Annotated in this window: 21 protein-coding genes and 2 tRNA genes; 14 read left to right on the top strand and 9 right to left on the bottom strand. The window is 59.4% G+C overall.

Annotated features, from left to right (window positions below; all coding sequences use genetic code 11):
* Nucleotides 1-44: 44 nt before the first annotated feature.
* The 9 genes from EDD77_RS10245 to EDD77_RS18300 all read right to left on the bottom strand — a co-directional run bounded on the left by EDD77_RS10245 (nucleotide 45) and on the right by EDD77_RS18300 (nucleotide 8,754).
* Complete coding sequence (locus tag EDD77_RS10245; protein WP_058967190.1) at nucleotides 45-413, bottom strand: YbaN family protein; 369 nt, start codon at nucleotides 411-413, stop codon at nucleotides 45-47.
* A 41-nt stretch (nucleotides 414-454) separates the two neighbouring features.
* Nucleotides 455-2,113 (bottom strand): thiol reductant ABC exporter subunit CydC, encoded by a 1,659-nt coding sequence (gene cydC / locus EDD77_RS10250; protein WP_058967189.1) that lies wholly within the window; start codon nucleotides 2,111-2,113, stop codon nucleotides 455-457.
* On the bottom strand, nucleotides 2,110-3,852 hold the full coding sequence (locus tag EDD77_RS10255) for an ATP-binding cassette domain-containing protein (protein WP_058967188.1): 1,743 nt from the start codon (nucleotides 3,850-3,852) through the stop codon (nucleotides 2,110-2,112). Before EDD77_RS10255 ends, cydC begins: the two co-directional genes overlap by 4 nt.
* A 229-nt stretch (nucleotides 3,853-4,081) precedes the next feature.
* Nucleotides 4,082-4,951 (bottom strand): YitT family protein, encoded by an 870-nt coding sequence (locus EDD77_RS10260; protein WP_058967187.1) that lies wholly within the window; start codon nucleotides 4,949-4,951, stop codon nucleotides 4,082-4,084.
* Between the two features lie 334 nt (nucleotides 4,952-5,285).
* Complete coding sequence (locus EDD77_RS10265; RefSeq protein WP_058967186.1) at nucleotides 5,286-6,011, bottom strand: YggS family pyridoxal phosphate-dependent enzyme; 726 nt, start codon at nucleotides 6,009-6,011, stop codon at nucleotides 5,286-5,288.
* Nucleotides 6,012-6,025: 14 nt separating this feature from the next.
* The gene (locus tag EDD77_RS10270) at nucleotides 6,026-6,571 is read right to left on the bottom strand and encodes a TIGR01440 family protein (protein WP_058967185.1); all 546 of its coding nucleotides are present in this window, start codon (nucleotides 6,569-6,571) and stop codon (nucleotides 6,026-6,028) included.
* A 79-nt stretch (nucleotides 6,572-6,650) separates the two neighbouring features.
* The gene (locus EDD77_RS10275; RefSeq protein WP_058967184.1) at nucleotides 6,651-7,025 is read right to left on the bottom strand and encodes a metal-dependent transcriptional regulator; all 375 of its coding nucleotides are present in this window, start codon (nucleotides 7,023-7,025) and stop codon (nucleotides 6,651-6,653) included.
* Between the two features lie 135 nt (nucleotides 7,026-7,160).
* Nucleotides 7,161-8,084 (bottom strand): DHHW family protein, encoded by a 924-nt coding sequence (locus tag EDD77_RS10280; protein WP_058967183.1) that lies wholly within the window; start codon nucleotides 8,082-8,084, stop codon nucleotides 7,161-7,163.
* On the bottom strand, nucleotides 8,074-8,754 hold the full coding sequence (locus EDD77_RS18300) for a hypothetical protein (protein WP_058967182.1): 681 nt from the start codon (nucleotides 8,752-8,754) through the stop codon (nucleotides 8,074-8,076). Before EDD77_RS18300 ends, EDD77_RS10280 begins: the two co-directional genes overlap by 11 nt.
* A 486-nt stretch (nucleotides 8,755-9,240) precedes the next feature.
* Between EDD77_RS18300 and EDD77_RS10290 the strand changes: the two genes are divergently transcribed.
* From EDD77_RS10290 to EDD77_RS10355, 14 genes are all read left to right on the top strand, one after another.
* A complete protein-coding gene (locus tag EDD77_RS10290; protein WP_058967181.1) occupies nucleotides 9,241-10,119 on the top strand; it encodes a methylenetetrahydrofolate reductase in 879 nt (292 codons plus the stop codon).
* A complete protein-coding gene (locus EDD77_RS10295) occupies nucleotides 10,116-10,775 on the top strand; it encodes a methionine synthase (RefSeq protein WP_132587387.1) in 660 nt (219 codons plus the stop codon). Before EDD77_RS10290 ends, EDD77_RS10295 begins: the two co-directional genes overlap by 4 nt.
* A complete protein-coding gene (locus EDD77_RS10300) occupies nucleotides 10,765-13,134 on the top strand; it encodes a homocysteine S-methyltransferase family protein (RefSeq protein WP_276869851.1) in 2,370 nt (789 codons plus the stop codon). The genes EDD77_RS10295 and EDD77_RS10300 overlap by 11 nt, the downstream gene beginning before the upstream one ends.
* Before the next feature lie 29 nt (nucleotides 13,135-13,163).
* The gene (locus EDD77_RS10305) at nucleotides 13,164-14,186 is read left to right on the top strand and encodes an ABC transporter substrate-binding protein (RefSeq protein ID WP_058967179.1); all 1,023 of its coding nucleotides are present in this window, start codon (nucleotides 13,164-13,166) and stop codon (nucleotides 14,184-14,186) included.
* Nucleotides 14,143-15,174 (top strand): FecCD family ABC transporter permease, encoded by a 1,032-nt coding sequence (locus tag EDD77_RS10310; RefSeq protein WP_242868490.1) that lies wholly within the window; start codon nucleotides 14,143-14,145, stop codon nucleotides 15,172-15,174. The genes EDD77_RS10305 and EDD77_RS10310 overlap by 44 nt, the downstream gene beginning before the upstream one ends.
* Nucleotides 15,167-15,925 carry an ABC transporter ATP-binding protein gene (locus tag EDD77_RS10315; RefSeq protein WP_058967178.1) on the top strand — a complete coding sequence of 253 codons (759 nt, stop codon included), beginning with the start codon at nucleotides 15,167-15,169 and terminating at the stop codon, nucleotides 15,923-15,925. Before EDD77_RS10310 ends, EDD77_RS10315 begins: the two co-directional genes overlap by 8 nt.
* A 177-nt stretch (nucleotides 15,926-16,102) precedes the next feature.
* Nucleotides 16,103-16,510: a NifB/NifX family molybdenum-iron cluster-binding protein gene (locus tag EDD77_RS10320; protein WP_058967177.1), complete on the top strand. Its 408-nt coding sequence runs from the start codon at nucleotides 16,103-16,105 to the stop codon at nucleotides 16,508-16,510.
* A gap of 36 nt (nucleotides 16,511-16,546) precedes the next feature.
* On the top strand, nucleotides 16,547-19,129 hold the full coding sequence (locus EDD77_RS10325; protein ID WP_058967176.1) for an FAD-dependent oxidoreductase: 2,583 nt from the start codon (nucleotides 16,547-16,549) through the stop codon (nucleotides 19,127-19,129).
* Nucleotides 19,130-19,393: 264 nt separating this feature from the next.
* Nucleotides 19,394-20,410: a glycosyltransferase family 2 protein gene (locus EDD77_RS10330; protein ID WP_058967175.1), complete on the top strand. Its 1,017-nt coding sequence runs from the start codon at nucleotides 19,394-19,396 to the stop codon at nucleotides 20,408-20,410.
* 202 nt (nucleotides 20,411-20,612) lie between these two features.
* Nucleotides 20,613-21,461: a DNA adenine methylase gene (locus EDD77_RS10335; RefSeq protein ID WP_058967174.1), complete on the top strand. Its 849-nt coding sequence runs from the start codon at nucleotides 20,613-20,615 to the stop codon at nucleotides 21,459-21,461.
* Between the two features lie 14 nt (nucleotides 21,462-21,475).
* Complete coding sequence (locus EDD77_RS10340) at nucleotides 21,476-23,164, top strand: AlwI family type II restriction endonuclease (RefSeq protein WP_058967173.1); 1,689 nt, start codon at nucleotides 21,476-21,478, stop codon at nucleotides 23,162-23,164.
* A gap of 195 nt (nucleotides 23,165-23,359) precedes the next feature.
* Nucleotides 23,360-25,279, top strand: coding sequence for a DUF4910 domain-containing protein (locus EDD77_RS10345; RefSeq protein ID WP_058967172.1), 1,920 nt, complete (start codon nucleotides 23,360-23,362; stop codon nucleotides 25,277-25,279).
* A 167-nt stretch (nucleotides 25,280-25,446) separates the two neighbouring features.
* Nucleotides 25,447-25,523, top strand: a tRNA-Asp gene (locus tag EDD77_RS10350).
* Between the two features lie 4 nt (nucleotides 25,524-25,527).
* Nucleotides 25,528-25,603, top strand: a tRNA-Thr gene (locus EDD77_RS10355).
* Nucleotides 25,604-25,736 lie beyond the last annotated feature (133 nt).

Here is a 25,736-nt window from a genome sequence, read left to right on the forward strand (position 1 = left end):
AAAATGAGGGCGTTCCTGCCAAAGCAGGAACGCCCTCGTTTTGTTTACTCGGCATCCAGTGTGCGGATGCGGAAGATAAAATAGTACACATGGAACAGCCACACACAGCCCAGCACGATGCGGCCGATCAGCACCTCGTGCATCATCACAAAGGCGATGCTCATGGTCAGGGTCACGGTGATCATGATGCCGATCTTGGTGCGCCAGGTCATGGCCCGCTGTTCCCGGAAGCGTTTGAAATTCTTCTGATACAGCTTGGTGGAAAGGAACCACCGGTTCAGCCGGTCACTGCCTTTGGCGAAGAAAAAGCAGGTGCCCAGCAAAAACGGGGTAGCGGGCAGCAGGGGAAGCACCGCTCCCACGGCGCCCAGCGCCAGGCAGACAAGACCCAATGCAATGTAGAGGTATTTCATAAACAAACAATCCTTTCTGTATGGCGCCGGAGAGAGGCGGCTCAGCTGAGCCGCCCGTGCTCCACGCTGTAGGTGGTGTCGGCAATGCGCATGGTGGAGGCCCGGTGGCTCACCAGTACCACGGTTTTGCCCTTGCGCTGGCGGTGCAGGCTCTGCAGGATCACCGCTTCGTTCAAACTGTCCAGATTGCTGGTGGGTTCGTCCAGCAGAATCAGCGGCGCGTCGTGCAGGAACGCCCGGGCAATGCCCAGCCGCTGCCGCTCGCCGCCGGAGAGGGTGTCGCCCAGCTCGCCCACGTTGGTGTCGTAGCCGTTGGGCAGGCTCATGATGAAGTCGTGCACCGAGGCCTTTTTGCAGGCTTCCACCACCTCTTCGTGGGTGGCGTCCGGCTTGGCCAGCTTCACGTTTTCTTCAATGCTGTCGTGGAACAGGTAGGTTTCCTGGGTCACATAGCTCTGCAGGTTGCGCAGGCTGGCGGTGCGAATGTTCTTCACGTTTTCGCCGGAAATGGCAACCGCACCATCGCCCACGTCCCAGAAGCGCATGAGCAGCTTGAGCAGGGTGGACTTGCCGCTGCCACTGCGGCCGGTGATGCCGATGATTTTGTTTTCCGGCAGCGTCAGGCTCACGTTTTTCAGAATGGGCTCGGCTTCGTAGGTGAAGCTCACATTGTCGCAGGCCGCACCGGTGAAGGGGATAGTGCGCCCGGTGGTGTTTTCCGCTACCACCGGCTCCTCGTCCAGAATGTCCAGCACCCGGTTGGCGGCGGCGAAGGTCTGCTGCAGCGTGCTGCCCAGATTGGCCAGCGCCACCACCGGCCCGAAGGAGCTGAGGATGGCGATCAGGGGAATCAGCACCCCGTCAAAGCCCACCAGACCATTGGTGTAGAGCAGGCTGCCCGCCGCCAGCATGGCCAGCGAAAACAGCCAGATCAGCGCACCGGTGCAGGCGGTTGCGGTGCCCAGCGCGGTTTTCATCTTCTTTTCAGTGGCCAGCAGACTGCCGGTGCGCTCGTCCAGCTCATCCAGACGGCGCTGGCCCGCGTCGTATTGCAGCAGCTCACCCAGACCGCGCAGGCTGTCCAGCACAAAGGCGCTCAGCGCACCAGCCTGAGTGCGGTACTCCAGACCCCGGCTGCCACCAAAACGGGCAGCCAGCACCGGCACCACCACGCCCACGGCGAAAAAGCCCAGCGCGGCGACAAGGCCCAGCAGCCAGTGGTAGCTGCCGATGAACACCGTCATGATCACCGACATGATGGCCGCGATGGCGATGGGGGAGAGGGTGTGGGCGTAAAAGACCTCCAGCAGCTCGATGTCCGAGGTGATCACCGCGATCAGGTCGCCTTTGTCCCGACCATCCAGCTTGGCGGGGGCCAGGCGGCGCAGCGCGCCGAATACCTTATCCCGGATGAGGGCCAGCAGTTTGAAGGCAATGTAGTGGTTGCAGGCCTGCTCGGCGTAGCGCAGCACGCCGCGGGCCAGCGCAAACACACCCATGCAGGCAAACAGCACGCCCAGAGCGGGCAGACCCGCGCCGCCCAGAGCCTTCACGATGGCCAGGCCGCCGAAGATGGGAATGAACTGGGCGCACAGAAAGCCCGCCACACCCATGGCAATGGCAAGGGTCATAAAGCCCATCAGCGGTTTGACCAGCCCCACAAGCCGGAGCATTACCGCCAGATCGGAACGTTTTTTCATGCAAGAGCCTCCTGTTCAGTGTCGGGGGTGTAGTGTTCCAGCGCCTGCTGGCTGTTCCACAGCCGCTGGTAGCAGGGGCAGGTGGTCAGCAGCTGGGTATGGGTGCCGCAGCCGGCGACCCGGCCCTCCTCCAGCGCGTAGATGCGCTGTGCGCCGGTCACGTTGGCCAGCCGGTGGGAGATGAGTAACACCGCTCTGGTCTCGGCCAGCTGGTGCACCAGCGCCATGATCTGGTTCTCGCTCTCCACGTCGATGTTGGAGGTGGCTTCGTCCAGAATATAAATGGGGCTGTTGTGCAAAAGGGCACGGGCCAGAGCCAGACGCTGACACTGCCCGCCGGAGAAGTTGGCGCCCTTTTCGGCCACCGGGGTCTCCAACCCCTGTTCGCTGCGCAAAAAATCCGCCAGCTTCACCTGCTCCAGCGCCTGCCACAGGGCCTCGTCGCTGGCATCGGGGGCCGCCATGCGCAGGTTCTCTGCCACGGTGCCCTTGAACAGCCGGGCGGCAAAGCCCACGGTGGTGATCTGCTGCATTCGGTTGGCAAAGCGGATCTCGCTCAACTGCTGGTCGCCCACGGTGATGCTGCCGGTGTAGCCCTCCAACCGGCCGGCCAGCAGGCCTGCCAGTGTGGACTTGCCGCAGCCGGATTCGCCCACCAGAGCCACCAGACCGGTGCGGGGCAGTTCCAGATCCACGCCCTTCAGAATGGGGCGCTGGGGATCGTAGGCAAAATGCACGTTTTCACAGCGCAGGGTGCAGTTTTCCGGGTCGATGACGCCGGTCTTTTCTTCCGGCTCCGGCAGATCCAGCAGCTTGAAGATCTTTTCGGAAGCGGCCATGCCGTTCATGGCAATGTGGAAATAGGAGCCCAGCAGCCGCATGGGCAGAAAGAAATCCGCCGAGAGCATGATGATGGCAAAGCAGCCAAACAGGCCAATCTGCCCGGCGGCGAACTGCCGTGCGGCCACAATGATGCCCAGTGCCGCGCCGCCGTAGGCCACCAGATCCATGATGGTGATGGAGTTCAGCTGCATGGTGAGCACCTTCATGGTGATGCGCCGGAAGCGCTCGGCCTCCTCGTTCATCCGCCGATGGCGTTCCTCGTCCGCCTGATAAATTTTCAGGGTGGTCAGGCCCTGCAGGTTTTCCAGAAAGCTGTCGCCCAATGCGGTGTACTGGCCCCAGTAGCGGGCCAGCAGCTTTTTGGCAAAGGTCTGCACCAGCGCAATGGACACCGGGATCAGCGGCACGCAGATCAGCAGCACCACCGCCGCCGAAAGACTGATGGGCGCCAGCACGCAGAACAACGTCAGCGGGGCAAGCATGCTGTAGAAGAACTGGGGCAGATACGCGCCGAAATAGCTTTCCAGCTGCTCGGCGCCCTCCACTGTTACCTGCACCACCTCAGAGGTGGAAACCCGGCTGGAATAGCCCGGTCCCAGCCGCAGAAGTTTTTCCAGAATGGTGCGGCGCAGCGACTGCTTGGCGCTTCGGCTGGCCCGGTAGGAGCAGATTGCCGCCTGCCTTGCACAGACAAAGCGAACCGCGGCCAGAGCAGCGGCCACCAGCAGCGTACCGGCCAGCGAAGCAGGCTGACCGGCCAACAGCCGGGAAAGGTACCGGGCGATGGCAAGCAGCATGGCGATGTTTGCGGCCAGTGCCGCCCACTGGAATGCCACATTCCGGGCGATATGTTTTTTGGAATCGCTGACCATCCCGATCAGCCGTTTGTTGATCATCAAGGCAGTGTGTCCTCCTGATAGTGGTTATGTGGCAGTTAGCCACGACTGCAAATGGTTAGTCCAAACTGCATATGGTTAGCATAAACTAACAAACGCCTGATTCTTTTTACCACACCACGGGTAAAATGTCAAGATAGCAGGAGAAAAAATGCAAGAAAACGAAAACCAACCGTGAACAAGGCAAAAAAAGATGCGTCTCCCAAGAGACGCATCACATATAGAATGGTTATTTGTATTGTTTACGCAGGGTGAAGCCGCGGCCGTGGACCTCGTTCACCGAGTCGATGATAATGAAGGCCTGGGGATCAACCTCCTGCACCAGATGGTTCAGCTTTGCCAGCTCCCGGTTGGTGATCACGGTGAGCACCATGTCCCACTCGTTGCGGGCGTAGCCGGTCTGGGCGTGGAGCAGGGTGCAGCCACGGTCCAGCACCTTCAGGATCAGCTGGCGGATCTCGTCGCTCTTTTCGCTGAGGATCTTTACCTGAATCTTGGAGTGGCCCATCAGCACCACCTTGTCCAGCACGATGGTGTAGAGCAGCACCAGCAGGATGCCGTAGAGGATCTGCTCCCGGTTTTCCGCGAAGAACATCTGCCCGATGAGAATGGCGAAGTCCAGCCCGTACATGACCACCGAGATGGGCACGCCCCAGAACTTGTTGGCCACAATGGGGGGGATATCCATACCGCCGCTGGAAGCGCCTGCGCCGATCACAAGACCAATGGCCGCGCCGATCATCACACCGGCGAACACGGTGGCCAGCATGGGGTCACGGGTCATGTCTCCGATGCCGGGAATCCAGCTGAACAGTTCCAGAAAGATGGGGTAGCAGAAGGTGGAAACCGCTGTGTTGAAGGCGAACCATCGGCCCATGACAGCTGCGCCCAGAATGAACATAATCACGTTGGAGATCATTACAAAGGTGGAGATGGAAATGCCCAGCCAGTGCTGGCCGATCAGGGCAAGGCCGGTGGTGCCGCCGGTAATCAGCCCGCAGGGCAGAACGAACATGTCCACCGCAAGGGCATAAAGGGCGTTGCCTGCCAGCACCAGCAGCAGGTTTCTGAGCCTGCGCGGTAGCTTAAACTGTTTCATCCAAAAGACCGCCTTTCCCATCGCTCCCAGTTGCCTTTGGTCAAAAGGACAGAACGATTTTGCAATATAAATAAAAGTATACAACGCTCTGGCGGCATTGCAAGGGTTTGAGCCAAGGTTCGGCAATTGTGTGCGGCCCGGGCAAATTCACGGCAAAAAGCTTGGTGAAAAGATGCAGAAAATCGGCAGGTTTTGTGGAAAAGGAGGAAGAAAAGCACGTCGCACTACCACTTTATTGTGATATATTGACAGATTGGAGCCGAAAGAAAGGCGCAAAAAGGCCCCGGCCGAAGAACCGGGGCAATGGGTGGAATAATCGGAGCAAACAAGGCTCTCAGGGTTCGGCGGGTAGAGGATAGGCCCGGGGCCCAAAGATGGCGGTGCCCACCCGTACCAGAGTGGCGCCCTCCTGAATGGCGGCCTCAAAATCGCCGCTCATGCCCATGGACAGAATCTCCATCCGGGCTTTCTGCCAGCTGCAGGCCGCAGCCTCATCAAACAGAGCGCGCATGGCGGCAAACCATCGGCGCTGGGCGGCGGGCTCGGTTTCCTTCGGAGGGATGCACATCAGGCCCTTGACCAGAATGTTTTCCATTCCATCCGCCTGTTCCAACAGGGCCATCAGCCCGTCGGGGGCAACGCCGCCCTTGCTGGCCTCGCCGCCGATGTTTACCTGCAGCAGCACCGGCTGCACGATGTTCTGGCGGGCGGCTTCCTTCTGTACCGCCAGCAGCAGGTGCTCGGAATCCACCGATTCAATCAGATCCGCCGCGCCCACCACCTGGCGTACCTTGTTGGTTTGCAGGTGGCCGATGAAGTGTAGCGGGGTGGAGCCGTAAGCCCCGGCGGCCCGCTTTTCCACCAGCTCCTGTACCCGGTTTTCACCGAATACGTCAATGCCGATGTTCCAGGCGGCGCGCACCGTGTCGGAGGTCTGAGTCTTGCTGGCGGCGCACAGCTGCACCGATGCGGGATCACGCCCGGCGGCACGGCAGGCCTCGTCCATGCGGCAGCGCACCTGCGCGGTGCGCTGAGCAAGCTGTTCATGCAGTTCGTTCATTCTTGCACCCTCCTTTACGCTTCCGCGTAGGCAGCCCGGCTGCCGCCGATGTATTTGGGGCGAGTGCGGGCGCAGACCAGATTGGCCTCACCAATGTGGCGTACGCTCAGCCGCACCGGAACCGCAACCGCCTTCAGGTGCATGCCGATCAGGGTGTCGCCAATATCCATGCCGGCATCCGCCCGGATGCTTTCCAGCGCCACCGGATGGGCAAACCGCTGCCAGCAGGTGGTGGCAAAGCTGCCGCCCGCCTTGGGCTGGGGAATCACGTTCACCGGTTCAGCCCCCACGGGCAGGGCCTCCTCCTCCAGAATGAGGGCCCGGTTCAGATGCTCACAGCACTGGGCGGCCAGAAAGACCCCCGCTTCCCGAAGCACCGGGGCGATGCCCTCATACACAGCCTGCGCGGCTTCCAGGCTGGAGCCGTGGCCGATCTGGCTGCCCACGATTTCGCTGGAGGAGCAGCCTACCACCAGAATGCTGCCCGGCCGCAGCTTTGCGGCGGACAGAAGCTCCCGCACGGCCTGTGCGCTCTGGGCACGGATCACATCATAATTCATGCAAACAACACCTCGTATCTGTTTGAAATAAGGCGGGCAGCCCGCCGGAAATCGGGCTGCCCGTGGATTGGAATCGTGTTCAGGCCTGCTTGTGGCGGCGATAGCATTCCTTGATTCGCTCAAAACTTACCGGATGCAGATCGTGCTCCAGGCGGCAGGCGTCCTCACGGGCAATGTCCTCGGGTACGCCCAGATCGATGAGCACCTGACTGAGCAGGGTATGCCGCTCGTATACACTCTCGGCAATGGCACGGCCCTCGTCGGTCAAGGTGATCAGGCCGATCTCATCCACATGGATGTATCCGTTTTCCCGCAGCTTTTTCATGGCAGTGGAAACGCTGGGTTTGGAGTAGGACATCTCGTTGGCGATGTCGATGGAGCGCACGTGGCCCTTCCGGTGCAGAAGCACGAGGATCGTCTCCAGATAATCCTCGGCGGATTCCATGATCTTCATGGCAAAAGCCTCCTTTCCGGGCGAAAATTCTCTATCAAATATCCTACCATAATCCACCCTCTTTTGCAAACCGGGCAGACAAAAAGCCGCCCCTCCGCTTCGGATTACCGGAAGGCGGAAGAGCGGCTTTTTGTCTCAGCGTAGCATGGCGCTTTCGTTTACCACCCAGCTGCTGAACAGAAACAGCACATCCTGATTGGTAAAGGTCACATACTGGGGCACCAGACCGCTGACCATGTAGCGCAGATCGATCAGGGTGATGGTGCGGTACTGCTCGCACAGAAGGGGCGCAAGGCTGCTGGCAAAGGAATCCCGGAAGATCACCAGCTCCCGGTCGGTGGCGGCGTTTGGGTTTTCGATGGTCTGCAGCGGGGTGGCCCCGTTCAAAAATACATCGTAGCTGCCCGCGCCGCTGAGCTTGGAGGTGTCGTAAACGGCGGTGGCCTCCGGGTACTGGAAGTTGTCCACCCGGGCGGCCTCGGTGGCCGGGCTGGTCAGCCAGACCAGCGTTTCCGGCTCGGCCGGGGCGGGGATGTACTTGCCGTAGCTGCCCACGAAGCCGTCAAAGGCGTGCTGCTCCCAGCCGGAAAGCTCCTGGGAGAACCCCATGGCTTCGCCCAGTGCGTCCACCACCGGCTGCAGGTTTTCCTGCCTCCAGTGGGCGTCGGTTTTGTAGTAGTCCGCCAGTGTGAGTTTGTCCCGCAGGTCGATCCAGGTGATGGAATCGTCCAGTCCGGCCTGCACCTGGCTTGCCATGGCGTCGAAATCCAGCACCGGCCAGCCCTCATCCGGCAGGTAGTGGGATTTATCGGGAATGATGGCGCAGTAGACTTTGTTCTCTTCGGTGAGAAGAGTGTCGCGAATGGTATTTACCTTTTTTACAAAGGAATCAGCGCTCTTTTCATCCCGCTCGCCCAGATACTGCACCCAGTAGCCCTCCTGCTGATACATGCCGTTTTCGTCCGGCTGGCGGCGCGGGGTGCTCAGCGACAAAACCAGCGCGGCGGCCAGCACAAGAGCGGCCGCCGCGCAGCTTACCGCAACCGGTTTACAGCGCACCGGAAGCATCCTCAGGCATGGCTGCCACAGGGTCGGAGGTCACGTCGCCACCCTCGGGCATGGCCATGTCGGCACTGGCCTGATCCTTCACAACGGTCACATTCTCTTCGCCGCACTGGGCCTTGAAGTTGTCCAGAACGGTCTGGGCCAGGTCGTTGTAGCTCATGGCCAGCAGCACGGTGTCGCCGGAGTAGGCCACAACGGTGCGCTCGGCCTCCACACAGATCCACTTGCGGGGATTGGCGTTCGCGGCCACGTCCTCGGCCAGTTTGGCAGCTTCCTCGGCACTGTTTGCCTTCAGCAGGCAGATGGAGTGGGCCTGGGCGCTCATGGCGGCTTCAGCGCAGAGCCCCTCTTTATAGGCGCTCATGGCCACGCCGGTGTTGTGCTCGGAGTTTTCCTCGGTGAGGGGGGCATATTTGCTGCCGTCCTCCTGGGGCATGAGCATGGGCATCTGATCCTCGGCAATGCCGTTGAACAGGGCGTCCATCACGGTGGTCAGGTCGCTGGTATCCACAGTCTCGGTGGAGCCGCTCTGGGCAGAGGAGGAAGCGGAAGAAGAAGCCGCGCCGGAGGAGGCGGTGCTGGAAGAGCTGCCGGCGGTGGAACCGCAGGCGGCCAGCGCCAGGGCCAGAGTCAGGGCGGTGAGAGTGATTGCAAGCTTTTTCATAAAAATAACTCCTTTTTCTTGTGCCAACACTGCACAATTACGCCGGAATTTTCCGGTTCGCTCCACCATCTGGAATTGCGCGGTGTTGCCTTGTGTTGAACCGATGCAGGCTGCCGGGCCGCCACACTGCCTAGTATCCCCCGGCGGGGGCGTTTTTTTGCGCCTGCTGCAGGGAATACGCACAGCCGGGCCGGATTATTGCAGGCAGAAAGAAAAAACTTTTTCAAGCCCGGTATCTATGCTATAATAGAACAATTGTTATTGCTAATGTAATACAAAGGCAACACCGCACAATTCACGCCTAACGGCTCAGGCGGTGTGTCGCGCCAAAATTTTCCGTGCTATTTTCCAAAAATGCTCGCCAATCCACCAAGGATTGGCTGCGCTTTTTGATTCATATCACAAAAAATTTTCCGGCGCGCTCCACCACCTGGAATTATGCGGTATTGCCCAAACCAAAGCAAATAGAAGGGGAGGGCTAGAGCTATGCGTCTGTCGCAGGTGTTCCGGCAAAAAGAATGTGTATTTTCCATCGAGGTGTTTCCGCCCAAGAAGAACGGGGCCACGCCCGAAAGTCTGTATCCCACGCTGGAAAAGCTGGCCGGTCTTTCGCCGGATTACATCAGCGTGACCTACGGCGCCGGCGGCGGCAAGGCGGGGCTTTCCACCGTGCAGATTGCCCGGCATCTGAAACAGGAGCTGGGGGTGGAGCCGCTGGCCCACCTGACCGGCATCAACTCCACCCGCGAACAGGTGGCCGAGACCGTGCAGGCGTTGCAGAAAGCGGGCATTGAAAACGTGCTCACCCTGCGGGGCGACATCTGCCCCGACGCTCCCCGCAGCAAGGACTTTTTCCATGCCAGCGATCTGGCCTCCTTCGTAAAGAGCAAGGGCGACTTCTATCTGGCGGGCGCCTGTTACCCGGAGGGCCATGTGGAAAGCGAAAATCTGCGTCAGGACGTGGAGAACCTGAAATACAAGCTGGACGCGGGGGTGGAGCATCTGGTCACCCAGCTGTTCTTTGATAACGCCCGTTACTACCGCTTCATGAATCTGGTGCGCAAGGCGGGCATTCAGGCCCCGGTGCAGGCGGGCGTAATGCCCATTGTGTCCGCCCGGCAGGTGCAGCGCACCGTGGCGCTGAGCAGCGCCAGCCTGCCGCCCCGGTTCACCAAGATGATCAGCCGGTACGACGGCGACGAGGCCGCTTTGTTCGACGCGGGCATCGACTACGCCATTGAGCAGCTGCGGGATCTGATCGAAGGCGGCGCGGACGGCGTGCATCTTTACGCCATGAACAATCCCGAGGTGGCCCGCCGGGTGTATGAGGGCATCCGGGATCTGCTGCCGGAGGCAAAGGCGTGATCCGGCCGCTGCCCCCGGCGCTGGATCGGGACGAAGCCCTGCGGTATCTGGGCGGCGCGGGCAAGGAGGTTCCTCCGGCGGTGGACGCTCTATTGGACAGAGCCGCCGCCGAGCTGTGGCGAACCGCCGCGCCCCGGGCCGCCGTTCGCCGCCTGCCGGCGGACAGGCTGGCCCCTCTGCTGGCCGGGCGGGACATTGCCGCCCATCTGCAGGGCTGCGACGAGGGCCTGCTGCTGGCGGTGACGCTGGGCGCCGGGGTGGATGGTGCCCTGCGCCGGGCCATGGCCACCGATATGGCATACGGCGTGGTGCTGGACGCCGCCGCCAGCACACTGGTGGAGCAGCTGGCGAATGCACTGGAAAACGAGCAGCGGGCGCTGCTGGAACGGGAAGGGCGATACCTGACCGGCCGGTTTTCTCCCGGCTACGGTGACTGGCCCATCACGGTGCAGCCGGCCTTTGTGCAGTGGCTGGACGCGGGCCGTCAGGCGGGGATATGCTCCACTGCCAGCTGTGTGCTCACTCCGGGCAAAAGCATCACCGCCCTGTGCGGCGCGGCGGATCATCCGGTGAAGGGTAAGCTGGCAGGCTGCGCTACCTGCGCCCTGCGGGATACCTGTACGAAACGAAAGGAGGGCAAACCCTGTGCCCAATAAACTGTTTGACGAAAGCCGCGTCTGGATTCTGGACGGGGCCATGGGAACCATGCTGCAGCAGGCGGGCCTTGCGCCCGGCGAGATCCCGGATGTGTGGAGTGTGACCCATCCGGAGGCGGTGACCGGCATCCACAAAGCCTATCTGGAGGCTGGCTCCAATTTCATCAGCACCAACACCTTCGGCGCCAACGGTAAAAAGCTGGCGGGCTGCGGCTATACGGTGGCCCAGGTGGTCACCGCCGCGGTGCAGTGCGCCAAAAAGGCCGCCGAGGGCACCGATGCGAAGATCCTGCTGGACATCGGCCCTCTGGGCGAGATGCTCCAGCCCATGGGCACCTTGCCCTTCGAGCAGGCCTGCGACCTGTTCAAGGAGGTGGTGGCGGCGGGCGCCGCCGCCGGTGCGGACGCGGTGTACTTTGAGACCATGACCGACCTGCTGGAGGTAAAGGCGGGCATCCTGGCCGCGAAGGAGACCTGTGATCTGCCGGTGATGGCCTCCATGACCTTTGAGGCCACCGGCCGCACCTTCACCGGCTGTCAGGTGGAGAGCTTTGCGGTGACCGCGCAGGGCCTTGGCGCGGACGCGGTGGGTATCAACTGCTCGCTGGGCCCCGCCGAGATCCTGCCTCTGGTGGAGCGGCTCTGCGCCGCCTGCCGCCTGCCGGTGTTCGCAAAGCCCAATGCGGGTTTGCCTGACCCGGCCACCGGCCTTTACGACCTGCACCCGGCGGACTTCCGGGAGCAGATGGATCAGTACAAGCGCCTGGGTGTGGCCGCGGTGGGCGGCTGCTGCGGCACCAGCCCGGCTTATTTAAAGGAACTGGCGGAATGCTTTGCGGGCTGCGCACCCCGGCGGGCCGCTTACCAGCCGGAAAGCTGGGTTTGCTCGGCTATGCAGGCGGTGAAGGTGCGCCCCGGCACCGTAATCGGTGAGCGCATCAACCCCACCGGCAAAAAGAAGATGAAGGAAGCCCTGCGGGCCGGGGATATGGACTATCTGCTGGGCCAGGCGGTGGAACAGGCCCAGGCGGGCGCCCAGATTCTGGACGTGAATGTGGGCCTGCCCGAGATCGACGAGGCGGAGATGATGCGCCGTGCGGTGACCGCCATTCAGGGCGTGACCGAGCTGCCTCTGCAGCTGGACTCCACCCGCCCCGAGGTGCTGGAAGCGGGCCTGCGGGTTTACAACGGCAAGCCCATCGTGAACTCGGTGAACGCCGAGCCCGCGGTGCTGGCGGCGGTGCTGCCCCTGTGCAAAAAGTACGGTGCGGCGGTGGTGGGCCTGACCCTGAACGACAGCGGCATCCCCGCCAAAGCGGAGGACCGGGTGGAGATGGCCCGCCGCATCCTGAATGCGGCGCTGGAGGCGGGCATCCCCAGGGAGGATGTGTACATCGACTGCCTGACCCTGACTGCCAGCGCCCAGCAGCAGGATGTGTGGGACACTCTGCGGTCGGTGCGTACCGTGAAAGAAGAGCTGGGCCTGAAAACCGTTTTGGGCGTTTCCAATGTGTCCTTCGGTCTGCCGGTACGGCCCCAGCTGAACACGGCGTTTCTGGGCATGGCGCTGGCCCACGGACTGGACTTGCCTATCATGAACCCCAACGAACCCTCCATGATGGCGGCGGTGCGCTCTTTCCGGGTGTTCACCGCTCAGGACGAGGGCGCGGCGGAATATATTGCTGCTTACGGCGGGCAGACCGCCGCCCCGGTGCAGCCTGCGGCCCAGCCCGGTGCGCCGGTGGACCTGAAGGATGCTGTGGTTCTGGGCCTGAAGGCCCAGGCGGGCGAAGCGGCCCGGCTGGCGCTGGAGACCACCGACCCGCAGGAGCTGGTGAACGGAGTGCTGATCCCGGCGCTGGATCAGGTGGGCGATGCCTTTGAAAAGGGCACCTGTTTTCTGCCTCAGCTGCTGCAGAGCGCGGCGGCGGCGCAGGTTGCCTTCGATGAGGTGAAAACCGCCATCGAAAAGCAGGGCGTTTCCGGCGAGAAGAAGGGCCCCATCGTGGTGGCCACCGTGAAGGGCGACATCCACGACATCGGCAAGAACATCGTGAAGGTGATTCTGGAAAACTACGGCTACCGGGTGATCGATCTGGGCCGGGACGTGCCGCCGGAAGCGGTGGTGGAAGCTGCCAGCCGCCACGGTGCAAAGCTGGTGGGTCTGAGCGCCCTGATGACCACCACCCTGCCCGCCATGCAGCAGACCATCGAGGCGCTGCGTGCAGCGGGCGTGGACTGCAAGATCATGGTGGGCGGCGCGGTGCTCACGCCGGATTACGCAAAGATGATCGGCGCGGATTATTATGTGAAGGATGCCAAATGTTCGGCGGATGTGGCCCGGCAGATTTTTGGCTGACGTTTTGATCGTACAAAGGAGAACAAACCATGAAAACAGGCAGACAGATCGGCGCGGCTGTGCTGGCCGCGGCCCTTTCCGCCGCCCTGCTCGCGGGCTGCGGCACGGCCCAGAGTAACGGCAGTACCACCGGCAGCAGCACGGCAGCAAGTGCGGTCTCCCAGCAGGCCCAGCCGGGCAGCACCAGTCAGGGCGAAGGGGCTTACACCTTCACCGATGCGGTGGGCAACACCGTCACGGTGGAAAGCACCGATCGGGTGGTTGCCACCTACGGCAGCTACGCCGAAACCTGGACGCTGGCGGGCGGCACGCTGGTGGGCGCCACGCAGGATGCCATTGAAGAGCGGGGCATGGATCTGGGCGAGGAGGTGGCCATCATCGGCACCGTAAAGGAGCCCAATCTGGAGGAGATCATCGCCGCCGACCCGGATTTTGTGATCATGAATGCGGACACCTCCAGCCAGGTGGATATGGACGAGGCCCTCACTCAGGCGGGCATCACCCATGCCTATTACCGGGTGGATTCCTTTGAGGAATATCTGGACATGCTGGCCCAGCTGTGCCAGTTCACCGGCCGGCAGGATCTGTATGAGCAGAACGGTCTGGCGGTCAAAGAACAGATCGACTCGATTCGGCAGCTGGTGAAGGATGAGGAGAGCCCCACCGTGCTGCTGCTGCGTGCCTATTCCACCGGCGTGAAGGCCAAGGGGGCCGACAACATGGTGGGCTATATGCTGGAGGATCTGGGTGCGGACAACATGGTTGCCCGGCATGAATCCCTTCTGGAGGACATCAATCTGGAGGAGATCATCGCCGAGGACCCGGACTACATCTTCATCACCACCATGGGTTCGGAGCAGCAGGCCATGGACTACATGGCCCAGAACGTGGAGAACAACCCGGCCTGGCAGCAGCTGACCGCGGTGCAGAATGACCGCTGCCTGACCCTGCCCAAGGATCTGTTCCACTACAAGCCCAATGCGCGCTGGGGGGAGAGCTATGCATATCTTGCCAAGATCCTTTACCCGGACCTTGCCGGCCAGATCGGCTAAGGGCAAGCTGACCGTATTGTTGGTGCTGGCGGCTGCGGCGCTGATCGCTGCGGTGATCAGCCTGTGCAGCGGCAGCCAGTCCCTTTCGCTGGGGCAGCTGTGGCAGGTGCTTTGCACCGGCGACACCGGCTCCACCACCTGGCGTATCTTCGTGTATGTGCGCCTGCCCCGCACGCTGGCCTGTATGCTGGCGGGCCTTGCGCTGGCGGTGGCGGGCGCCCTCATTCAGGGGGTGCTGAACAACGCCATGGCCAGCCCCAATGTGATCGGCGTGAACTCCGGCGCAGGTTTTTTTGCCATCGCGGCGGCCACGCTGCTGCCCGGTGTGCCGGGAATCATGGCGGCGGCCGCCTTTCTGGGCGCTCTGCTCACCACCCTGTTCATCTACGGCCTTGCGGCAAAGGCGGGGCTCTCCCGGGTCACGCTGGTGTTGGCGGGCATCGCGGTGAGCGGCATTCTTTCCGCCGGCATCGACACCATCACCCTGCTCTATCCGGATCAGGTGGTGGGGGCCACCGGCTTCATGACCGGCAGCTTTTCCGGCGTGGCGCTCACCTCGCTTTGGCCGGCAGCCGCCTACATCGGCGCTGGCTTTGTGCTGGCGCTGTTTCTGGCGGCGGATCTGGACCTGCTTCAGCTGGGGGAGGAGACCGCCTCCTCGCTGGGCATGCGGGTGGGCCTTGTGCGCTTTCTGTGCATTCTGGCCTCCAGCCTGCTGGCGGGTGCGGCGGTGAGCTTCGCGGGTCTGTTGGGATTTGTGGGCCTGCTGGTGCCCCACGCGGCCCGGCGGCTGGTGGGCGGCGGCAACCGGTTTCTGCTGCCAGCTTCGGCACTGCTGGGCATGGCCTTCGTGCTGGGATGTGACAGTCTGGGTCGGGTGCTGTTTGCCCCCTTCGAGCTGCCGGTGGGTATCCTCATGTCGTTCCTGGGCGGGCCGTTTTTTCTGTTTTTGCTGTTGCGCCAGAAAAGGAGCCGGGTCTATGATTGAATTGAACCATATCACCGCCGGCTATCAGGGCGGCGTGGTCCTGCGGGATGTGTCGCTCACCATCCCCGCCGGGCGCATCACCACCCTGATCGGCCCCAACGGCTGCGGCAAAACCACCCTGTTGCGGGTGGCGGCACGGCAGCTGACCCCTTCCGCCGGTCAGGTGCTGGCGGCGGGCCGCCCGGCCGGGGATTACGACCGACGGGAGTTTGCCCGGTTTGCCTCGCTGATGCCCCAGGTGCGGGACGTGCCTGCCATCACGGTGGAAAGCCTTGTGGCCCACGGGCGGTTTCCCTATCTGGGCCTTTCCCGCCGCATGCGCCCGGAGGACCGGCAGAAGGTGGCCGAGGCCATGCGGGCTGCCGGAGTGGAGGACTGGCGCGGTCGGGATCTGCGGGAGCTTTCCGGCGGCGAGCGACAGCGGGCCTACATCGCCATGGCACTGGCGCAGGACACACAGGTCATCCTGCTGGACGAACCCACCACTTATCTGGACCTGGGGGTTCAGTTCGAAATCCTGAGCCTGCTGCAGCGGCTGAACGAGCAGGGTAAGACCATCGTGATGGTGCTGCACGATCTGGCGCAGGCGCTGCGGGTGAGCCACCATATCGCCCTGATGGAAGCCGGGCAGCTGGTGGCCTTTGAAACGCCGGAGCAGATGTTCCGCTCCGGCCGCATCGACCGGGTGTTCGGTGTGCGCGGCCACCGGGACGAAGCGGGGGAATATTACTTTACCCCCGCAAACAAGTGAATCTCTGCGCCTGCTGCGGGCGCAGCCCGTATTCGGGGCAGCTTTTGTGACTTTGTCAGTTGCAAAAGCTGCCCCGAAAGGCGTAATATAAAAGTATAAATTTCAAAGCGCGGTCGAACCGGGGCCCTTGCCTGCCTGCGGACGACCGTTTCTTTGCGTAAAAGAGGTTGGAGAAAAATGAAGATCGCAGTTACTTATGAAAACGGCAATGTATTCCAGCATTTCGGCCACACCGAGCAGTTCAAGCTGTATCAGGTGGAGGGTAAGCAGATTACCGGCAGCCAGGTGGTGGACACCAACGGCCAGGGCCACGGCGCGCTGGCGGGCTTTCTGCAGGCTCAGGGCGTGCAGGTGCTGATCTGCGGCGGCATCGGCGGCGGCGCACGTCAGGCGCTGGCGCAGGCGGGCATCGCGGTGTATGCGGGCGCGGCCGGCAGCACCGATGCGGCGGTGGAGCAGCTGCTGCAGGGCACTCTGCCCCAGAACGGGGACGTGACCTGCAATCACCACCATGAGGAAGGTGAAGGCCACGACTGCGGCAGCCACGGCGCTTCTCACAGCTGCGGCGGTCACTGCCACGGCTGATCCGTCAGGCGTTTTGAGAGAGCAGGAGGAAATGCAATGAAGGTATTGATTCTGGGCGGCGTTGCCGCCGGTACCAAGGCCGCTGCCAAGATCAAACGGCAGGACCAGTCCGCGGATGTGACCATTCTGGTCAAGGACCGGGACATCTCCTATGCGGGCTGCGGCCTGCCCTACTATGTGGGCGGCCTGATCGAAACCCGTGGCGAGCTGATTGTGAACACCCCGCAGAAGTACACCGCCCTCACCGGGGCCAGGGTGCTCACCGGCCGGGAGGCCGTGGGCCTGAACGCGGCGGCCAAAACCGTGACTGCCAAAAACCTGACCAGCGGGGAAACCGAGACCTACGAATACGATTCTCTGATCATCGCCACCGGTGCATCCAGCGTGATTCCGCCCATCGAGGGCGCGGCCCAGCAGGGCGTGTTCAAGCTGCGCACCCCGGACGACGCCATTGCCCTGCGCGGCTATCTGGAGCAGAACACCGCGAAAAAGGCTGTGGTCATCGGCGGCGGCTTCATTGGTCTGGAGGCTGCGGAAAATCTGCTGGCCCAGGGCCTGAGTGTGACCGTGATCGACGTGGCGGGCCAGATCATGCCCGGCGTGCTGGATGCGGAAATGGCGGACTTTGCCCGCAAGAAGCTGCAGGCCGCCGGTATCCGGGTGATGACCGGCACCGCGGCCCAGGCCATTCTGGGCGATGGTCGGGTCACCGCCGTGAAAACCGAAGCGGGCACCCTGCCTGCCGATGTTGTGGTGGTGAGCGCGGGCATCCGACCCAACACCGCATTTCTGGAGGGCAGCGGCCTGGAGATGGTCAAGGGTACCATCCCGGTGGATGGCCAGCTGCGCACCAACCTGCCGGACGTGTACGCCGCCGGCGACTGCGCTCTGGTGACCAACCGGCTCACCGGCGCGGCCCAGTGGTCGCCCATGGGCTCCTCCGCCAACATGGAAGGCCGCACGCTGGCGCTGGCTTTGACCGGCGAGAACAAGCGTTACCCCGGCGTGCTGGGCACCGGTGTGGTCAAGCTGCCCGGCCTGAACTGCGGCCGCACCGGCCTGACCGAGGCTGCCGCCCGTCAGGCGGGCTACGACGTGGCCACCGCCCTGATGGTCAGCGACGACAAGGCCCATTATTACCCGGATTCCGCCTGGTTTGCCACCAAGCTCATCGCGGACAAGGCAACCCACAAGCTGCTGGGCATTCAGGTGCTGGGCCCCGGCGCGGTGGACAAGATGGTGGACATCGCGGTGACCGGCATCTCCATGGGTGCCGCGCTGGAGGACTTTGACAATCTGGATCTGGCCTACGCGCCGCCCTTCTCCACCGCCATCCATCCCTTTGTGCAGGCGGTGTATCTGCTGGAAAACAAGCTGGAGGGTAAGATCAACAGCATCACCCCCGCCGAGTATCAGGCGGGCGCGGCCAAGGGCTATCGGGTGGTGGATGCCGCCCCGGCCCCCGCGGTTCACGGCGCAACCTTCGTGCAGCTGGAAACTCTGAACGGCCCGGTGGAGGGTCTGGATAAGGACGACAAACTGCTGATCGTGTGCAGCAAGGGTAAGCGCGCCTACTTCATGCAGAACCGGCTGCGCAGCTACGGCTATACCAACACACTGGTGCTGGAAGGTGCCACCTTCTTCAACGACGTGCGGGTGGAAACCGTGGGCGCAAAGGTATCGCCCGCCGAGGTCACCCGGGTGAAGGCTCTGGGCTTTTTGTGGGACAAACGTACCCCGGACAAGTTCAACGGCCGTGTGATCACCCGCAACGGCAAGCTCACCGCCGCCGAGCAGATGGTGGTGGCTCAGGCCGCCGAGAAGTTCGGCAGCGGCGAGGTGACCATGACCAGCCGCCTGACGCTGGAGATTCAGGGCGTGCCCTTCGCCAACATCGAGCCCCTGCGGGAGTTCCTGCTGAACGCCGGCCTGGAAATGGGCGGCACCGGCAGCAAGGTGCGCCCGGTGGTTTCCTGCAAGGGTACCACCTGCCAGTACGGCCTGATCGACACCTTTGATCTGTCTCAGGAGATTCACGAGCGGTTCTATAAGGGCTACCATGAGGTCAAGCTGCCCCACAAGTTCAAGATCGCCGTGGGCGGCTGCCCCAACAACTGTGTCAAGCCGGATCTGAACGATCTGGGCGTGATCGGTCAGCGCATTCCCCAGATTCAGCTGGACAAGTGCCGCGGCTGCAAGGTCTGCCAGATCGAGGAAACCTGCCCCCTCAACGTGGCAAAGATGGAGAACGGCAAGATTCACATCGACCCCGAGGCCTGCAACCACTGCGGCCGCTGCGTGGGCAAGTGCCCCTTCAAGGCGGTGGAGGACCACATCGACGGTTACCGCATCTACATCGGCGGCCGCTGGGGCAAGAAGGTGGCTCAGGGCCGTTATCTGGACAAGGTGTTCACTGACCGGCAGGAAGTGCTGGATGTGATCGAAAAGGCCATTCTGCTGTTCCGTGAACAGGGCATCACCGGCGAGCGCTTTGCCGACACCGTGGCCCGCATCGGCTTTGAAGAGGTGCAGCGCCAGCTGCTGGACAACCAGCTTCTGGCCCGCAAGCAGGAAAATCTGGCGGCTCAGAAGCACATGAAGGGCGGCGCCACCTGCTGATCGGGCAGGGGAGTTTTTCGCTTTCGACACACACTGAACAAACGGCGCATCCCGGTTCCGGGGTGCGCCGTTTTGGTGTAAAAGTTGTAAAAAATGGAGAAAAGACGCATAAATTGGCTGGATTCTCTTGACTTTGAACACCGTTCGCGCGATGATATACAGGTAACATTGTGTCAATTTTATGACCAGAATCAGCTTGCGGCCCGGCTCGGCCCCCCTTCTTTCGGGCGGCGGACGGCAAATCAATACAAAGGTGTGTGAAACATGAAACTGTTATCGATCGCAGTGCCCTGCTTCAACTCGCAGAACTATATGCGCCATTGCGTGGATACTCTGCTCACCGGCGGCGATGAGGTGGAGATCCTGATCGTGAACGACGGCTCCAAGGACGATACCGCCGCCATCGCGGATGAATACGAACGGCTGTACCCCGGCATTGTGCGTGCGGTACATCAGGAGAACGGCGGTCACGGTGCGGCGGTAATGGCCGGACTGAAGAACGCTCAGGGCCGTTACTTCAAGGTTGTGGACAGCGACGACTGGGTGGACGAGGAAGCCTATGCCAAGATTCTGTGCGCCTTGCGTAATTTTGTGCACGGTGGCCAGGAAGTGGATCTGGTGGTGAGCAACTTTGTATACGATAAGGTGGGCGCCCGCCATAAAAAGGTGATGAGCTACGCCAACGCCCTGCCTGAGGAACAGGTGATCGGCTGGGATCAGGTGGGCCGCTTCCACAAGGGCCAGTACATCCTGATGCACTCGGTGATCTATCGCACCCAGCTGCTGATCGACAGCGGCCTGGATCTGCCCCGCCACACCTTCTATGTGGATAACCTGTTTGTGTATGTTCCCATGCAGTGTGTGAAGAGCATCTACTACATCAACGTGGATTTCTACCATTACTTCATTGGCCGGGACGACCAGTCCGTGAACGAGAGCGTGATGATCAAGCGCATTGATCAGCAGATCAAGGTAAACAAGCTGATGTTAAAGCAGGTACGCCTGCAGGGCATCAAGAACACCCGCCTGCGCCAGTATCTGTATAATTATCTGGAAATCATCACGGTGGTTTCCTCCATTCTGATGATCCGCAGCGGTACTGCCGAGAATCTGGCCAAAAAGCAGGAGCTGTGGGATTACATCAAGGCGAACGATCCCTGGGCGTACTATCGTCTGCGCCGGGGCATCATGGGGCAGGCCATGAACTGGAACAGCCCGGTGGGCCGTGCTTTTGCGGTGACCGCCTACAAGATCAGCCAGAAGATCTTCGGCTTCAACTGAGCCATTTGAAAACGTAGTTCAACTCCCCTGAAGCAATGCTTTGGGGGAGTTGTTTTCAGGGCACGCCGGCACCTGTTTTGTTAAAGCGAGCGAACCAGTGGAAAAACTGGATGGACGGTTGTAGTAGATAACTTTGTGTGTTACAATAAAAATGGGTTGTTTTGAGTATTTCTTTTTAAACTTTAGAAAGCGAGGTGTACGGATGAACCCGGTTTTGAAATATCGTGGAGGAAAATCGAGGGAAATTCCTCGCTTTCTTCAATATATACCAAATGATTTTAACCGCTATATTGAGCCTTTTTTTGGCGGTGGAGCTGTTTTCTTTTATCTTGAGCCCGATAATTCGATTATCAATGATGCAAATACCAGGTTGATGACGTTTTATCAGCAGTTGCGAGACAACTATTCAACTATGCGCACACAACTTGATACGCTTCAACAATTATACGAGGTCAACCAGGCAGAATACAAGAGATTAAAAGCGCTGACTCCTGACGAGAGGGTTCCTAACGCAAACGAAGCATTATATTATCGTATGAGGGAGTTGTTTAACCATCCTGACAATACCTTTTTAGATGGATCCGTATATTTCTTCATTAACAAAACGGCATATTCTGGTATGATTCGGTATAATAACAGCGGAGAATACAATGTTCCGTTTGGCCGTTATCCTAATTTAAATACCAAATTAGTAACGAGACAGCATAGCGAGTTGCTGCAAAGAGCAGAACTGTTTAATCTTGATTACAATGATATATTCGATATGGCAACAGCAGATGATTTTATCTTCCTTGATCCGCCGTATGACTGCGTGTTCAATGATTATGGCAATATCGATATGATGAACGGTTTCGATGAGGCAGAACATAGGCGTTTGGCTGCTGATTTTAGAAATTTGCCGTGTCGTGCTCTGATGGTAATAGGAAAAACGCCCTTAACGGAAGAGCTATATGGAGAGTATATATTTGATGAGTATTATAAAAACTATTCGGTTAATATAAAAAATCGGTTTAAAAACGATAAAATGCATATTATTGTTAAAAATTATTAACGGGAGATGTCGTTGTGGCAAGAATTGATAATAAACTGCTGTTCTTTACTACTTCGCCTAGGACACCTGCCAAGATGATTCCAGAAATAAAACTTTTAGCTGAAAAGTTTTCAGGAAACCAGTGGAATCAATTCACCCAAGAGAAATTTGTGGACGAATTGGCCCAAAGTGATTTCTTTGAAGGAAAAGGATCACCTTTCGACAAGGCGTTTAGCGCAAGAGATCGAATCAATCGAGCGCCAAAGGCTTTAGGGTTTGTTGATCTGAATCCCTGTGTGGCATTAACTGAAGCAGGGCATTTTTTTATTTATGGAAAACGCCCACAGGAGATATTTTTACGGCAGTTATTGAAATTTCAGCTGCCTTCTCCATATCACTCCGAGAACAGAAATATTGCAGGAACTTTTCATATTCGGCCCTATCTGGAAATTTTACGCCTGGTTCGGGAATTGGAATATATCACTTTTGATGAATTCAAAATATTTGCTGTTCAAATGACAGACTATCACAGATTTGAAGCGATAAGAGATTCCGTTTTGCAATTCAGAGAGGAAAAATCTCGAAACAGAGGGCAATATAAGCGTTTTGTCAATCATATATGGGAAGGAGCAATATTAGAAATACACAAAGACAGGATTGCGGCCGGAAAAACAAGAACAAGAGAAACGCACGATGCCAGCCTAAAAAAATTTGTTGCTACGCAAAAAAGCAATATGAGAGATTATGCGGATGCCTGTTTTCGATATTTGAGATATACCGGGCTAATCTCTATTTCACACAAAAATCGATCCATATCAATTTTTGATGACAAAATTGTTGAAGTGGATTTTATTCTTTCGACAGTACCGCGCGATCCGGTTTGTGTTAATGACCTGAATGCCTATAAAAGATATCTGTTTTCTGCTAATTTGCCTGCTCTCTATACAGACAATAAAGCCAATATTGTTGATGTACTTATGCGGATTGGTTCCTTTACAAGAAGGGAGCTAGCAGGCAAAACTCTTGAGGAGCTAAAGGATTTACGCGATGATATCGTTCAGCGGCACAAAGATGCTGTTATCAATAAGCAAGTTGCCGAGATAAAGTCGTATGCTCTATATTCAGAAATTATAGACACATTCAATGAAATTATTGCCGATGAATATTATGACGCCCCCTTAATGCTTGAATATAACACATGGCGGGCGATGACAATGCTTGATGGCGGAAATATCAAAGGCAACTTTAATTTTGATGATGCAGGGCAACCGCTGTCTACCGCGGCTGGAAATATGCCGGATATTGAATGTGACTATGATGATTTTGCCTTATCTGTAGAAGTGACGTTACAGTCCGGGCAACGTCAGTACGAATCTGAGGGAGAGCCTGTTGCACGACATTACGGACAATTGAAAAAGAGAAGTGGAAAAGAAACCTACTGCCTCTTTATTGCCCCGACAATCAACGCAGCAACTTTAGCGCATTTTTATGGATTAAACCATCTTTCGATTGCGTTGTATGGTGGGAAGTCTAAGATTATCCCCTTGGAATTAGACCAGTTTATGCGCCTTATTGAAAATGCGTACAGTTATGAAACTCAACCAGAGCCAAAAGATATTCGACGTTTTCTCGATTACGCCATTATGTTGTGTGAAAAAGCAACAGATGAAAACAATTGGCGTTCTGGTATTCAAGCGTGTGTTGATCTGTGGCTGGCATCATAAAAAAGAGGTTCCGCCAGGAAAGCCAGTCAGAACGATACAGAGAACAGCCTTGTTTATTTTAGCAACCCAGACAATTATGCCCACTCGTTGAACGCAAGGGTATGATTGTCTGGGTTGCTTTTTTACGTTAGCGGATGAAATCAGAACGTCGGAGTGGTATAATGAAGCAAAACGACGAAAAGGGGCGTGCCGCAGATGATGCAGGATACCATAAAGATCATGAAGGAGCAGGTACAGACGCGGGGGCTGTATCAGATCGTCAAAGAGGTGAGCAGCTTCCACCGTATCCAGGCCAGCGGCGGCTTCCGGGCCGCGGCCAACTGGTGCTGCGACTGGCTGAACAGCCGGGGCGTGCAGGCACAGGTGCTCCATTATCCGGCCCCGGCGGGCGGCTACGCGGGCAGCTACCGGTTGTTCCAGGAATGGAACTGCACCGCGGGCTGGTGCCGCATTGCCGGGCCGGAGGGCTTTGTGCTGGCGGATTACTCGGTGGAGCCCATCTCGCTGATCCAGAAAAGCTGCGCCTGCGACTGGCGGGATGAAACGCTGGAGCTGGTGGAGATGACCGAGGGCTGCGAAGAATCCGCTTACCAGAGCTGGAATCTGGAGGGCAAGGTGCTGTTTACCCATCAGCACATCAACAAATTCAGCTGGGCCATCCAGAAACGGGGCGCACTGGGCATTGTGTCGGACTATCTGAACGAGACGCCCCATGTGCGCACCCCGGAGGAGTTGCTGGATGCGCTGAACTACACCTCCTTCTGGTGGGAGCATACCCCCGGCGAGCGGCAGGCCTTCGGGTTTGTGGTGTCGCCCCGCACCTCGCTGCGGCTGCAAAAGCTGTGCCACCAGAAGCGGCAGGCCTTTGAAAAAGGGGAGTGCGAAAGTCCTTATCTTTTGCTGAACGCCTATGTGGATGCCAGACTGGAAAACGGCACCAGCGAGGTGGTGGAAGCGGTTCTGCCCGGCGAAAGCGAGGAGAGCGTGCTGGTGTGTGCCCATCTGTGCCACCCCTGCGCCAGCGCCAACGACAATGCTTCCGGCGTGGCCGGGGCCATGACCCTGATGGCGGCTATCCACGCGGCCGTGGAGGCGGGCCAGCTGCCGCCGCTGCAAAAGACCATCCGCATGATTCTGGTGCCGGAGTTCACCGGTACTTACAATTACCTGAACGACGGGCGGGACAAAACCCTCTATACCGCGGGCATCAATCTGGACATGATCGGCGCCAAACAGGAAGACACCACCGGCCCCATCACCGTGACCGGCCTGCCCTTTGCCATGCCTGGCTTTGAGGGGGATCTGGCCACCCTGCTGTTGCAGGAGGTCAAGCAGGAGGTGAACAGCCGGGAGGATCTGCTGCTGCAGAACGTGCGCACCGACGCGGTGCCCTTCGGGCTGGGCAGCGACCACTTTATCCTGAGCGATCCGCAGGTGGGCATCCCCAGCATCATGCTGGGCCAGTGGCCGGACAAATACTACCACACCAGCGCCGATACCATCGAGCGAATGGACATGAACGTGCTCAAGTTTTCCACCGTGCTGGCGGCGGTGTATGCCTATACGTTGTGCAACCTGCAAAAGCGGGATGCCCGGCTGATTCTGAACCACCAGTGCACCCGGCTCATGGCCCGGATGGAGGGGATCACCCGGCGGGCCATGCTGGAGCACGGCGACCCGAAACAGCTGGCGGCCCAGCTGGGCGCGCTGAAGGAGTTTTACACCGAGGCAGCCCGGCGGCTGTGCCAGCAGGCGGGGCTGGATCCGGAAAAGCCGCTGGCAAGGCTGAACGCCCTGCTGCCCGGTCGGATGCAGTGGGCCGAGGAGGGGCCGGTGTACCGCCGCCTCTTTGGCGACCCGCTGGAATCGCTGGAAAAGCGGATGCTGGATGAGCCGGACAAGCTGACTCTGGTGCGGGAGTACGACCGCCGTTATGAAGCCGAGCCGGACAGGGAGATGCAGCAGGCACTGTGTGCCTATTACATCGACGGTGCGCGCAGCTGCGGCCGGGTGGCGGATCAGGTCATTGCCGAGCTGGGCGGCGGAAACCGGGCCATGCTGCTGGAGTATCAGCGGCTGCTGGCCGGGTGCGGTCTGCTGGAACGCGTTCAGTAACAGCGCAAAAGGGCATGCGGCGGGCGGGGAAAAGACCTCGTCCGCCGCTGTTTTTTGGGCGAAAAAAGCCGCTGAAAAAATCCTGAAAAAATTTTTAAAAAAGTGGTTGACAATTGCGGGAACTGTCTGTATAATATTAAAAGTCGCCACAAGGCAACGCAAAAGATGGCCCGGTAGTTCAGTTGGTTAGAACGCTAGCCTGTCACGCTAGAGGTCGTGGGTTCGAGCCCCATCCGGGTCGCCATCTTGCTGCTATAGCTCAGTCGGTAGAGCGCATCCTTGGTAAGGATGAGGTCAGCAGTTCAAATCTGCTTAGCAGCTCCATGGTCAAAGCCCTTCAAACGTTTCGTTTGAAGGGCTTTTTTGCTGCCTGCAAAACATGTCGTTGCGCGGCTGGCCCCTTTTGTGTTATACTGTGCTAAAATAAACACTGCGCAATCAAACCGGGCGAACAGCC

Source organism: Allofournierella massiliensis (genome assembly GCF_004345265.1).
In the GTDB taxonomy this organism is placed as follows: domain Bacteria; phylum Bacillota; class Clostridia; order Oscillospirales; family Ruminococcaceae; genus Allofournierella; species Allofournierella massiliensis.

Coding starts and splice junctions, on each gene's coding strand:
- EDD77_RS10270 (WP_058967185.1), bottom strand. CDS start 6,571: ATGAATTATGATGTGATCCGTGCCCAGAGCGCACAGGCCGTGCGGGAG.
- EDD77_RS10290 (WP_058967181.1), top strand. CDS start 9,241: ATGCGTCTGTCGCAGGTGTTCCGGCAAAAAGAATGTGTATTTTCCATC.
- EDD77_RS10335 (WP_058967174.1), top strand. CDS start 20,613: ATGAACCCGGTTTTGAAATATCGTGGAGGAAAATCGAGGGAAATTCCT.
- EDD77_RS10305 (WP_058967179.1), top strand. CDS start 13,164: ATGAAAACAGGCAGACAGATCGGCGCGGCTGTGCTGGCCGCGGCCCTT.
- EDD77_RS10260 (WP_058967187.1), bottom strand. CDS start 4,951: ATGAAACAGTTTAAGCTACCGCGCAGGCTCAGAAACCTGCTGCTGGTG.
- EDD77_RS10330 (WP_058967175.1), top strand. CDS start 19,394: ATGAAACTGTTATCGATCGCAGTGCCCTGCTTCAACTCGCAGAACTAT.
- EDD77_RS10345 (WP_058967172.1), top strand. CDS start 23,360: ATGATGCAGGATACCATAAAGATCATGAAGGAGCAGGTACAGACGCGG.
- EDD77_RS10265 (WP_058967186.1), bottom strand. CDS start 6,011: ATGAACGAACTGCATGAACAGCTTGCTCAGCGCACCGCGCAGGTGCGC.
- EDD77_RS10275 (WP_058967184.1), bottom strand. CDS start 7,025: ATGAAGATCATGGAATCCGCCGAGGATTATCTGGAGACGATCCTCGTG.
- EDD77_RS10255 (WP_058967188.1), bottom strand. CDS start 3,852: ATGATCAACAAACGGCTGATCGGGATGGTCAGCGATTCCAAAAAACAT.
- cydC (WP_058967189.1), bottom strand. CDS start 2,113: ATGAAAAAACGTTCCGATCTGGCGGTAATGCTCCGGCTTGTGGGGCTG.
- EDD77_RS18300 (WP_058967182.1), bottom strand. CDS start 8,754: ATGAAAAAGCTTGCAATCACTCTCACCGCCCTGACTCTGGCCCTGGCG.
- EDD77_RS10245 (WP_058967190.1), bottom strand. CDS start 413: ATGAAATACCTCTACATTGCATTGGGTCTTGTCTGCCTGGCGCTGGGC.
- EDD77_RS10315 (WP_058967178.1), top strand. CDS start 15,167: ATGATTGAATTGAACCATATCACCGCCGGCTATCAGGGCGGCGTGGTC.
- EDD77_RS10320 (WP_058967177.1), top strand. CDS start 16,103: ATGAAGATCGCAGTTACTTATGAAAACGGCAATGTATTCCAGCATTTC.
- EDD77_RS10325 (WP_058967176.1), top strand. CDS start 16,547: ATGAAGGTATTGATTCTGGGCGGCGTTGCCGCCGGTACCAAGGCCGCT.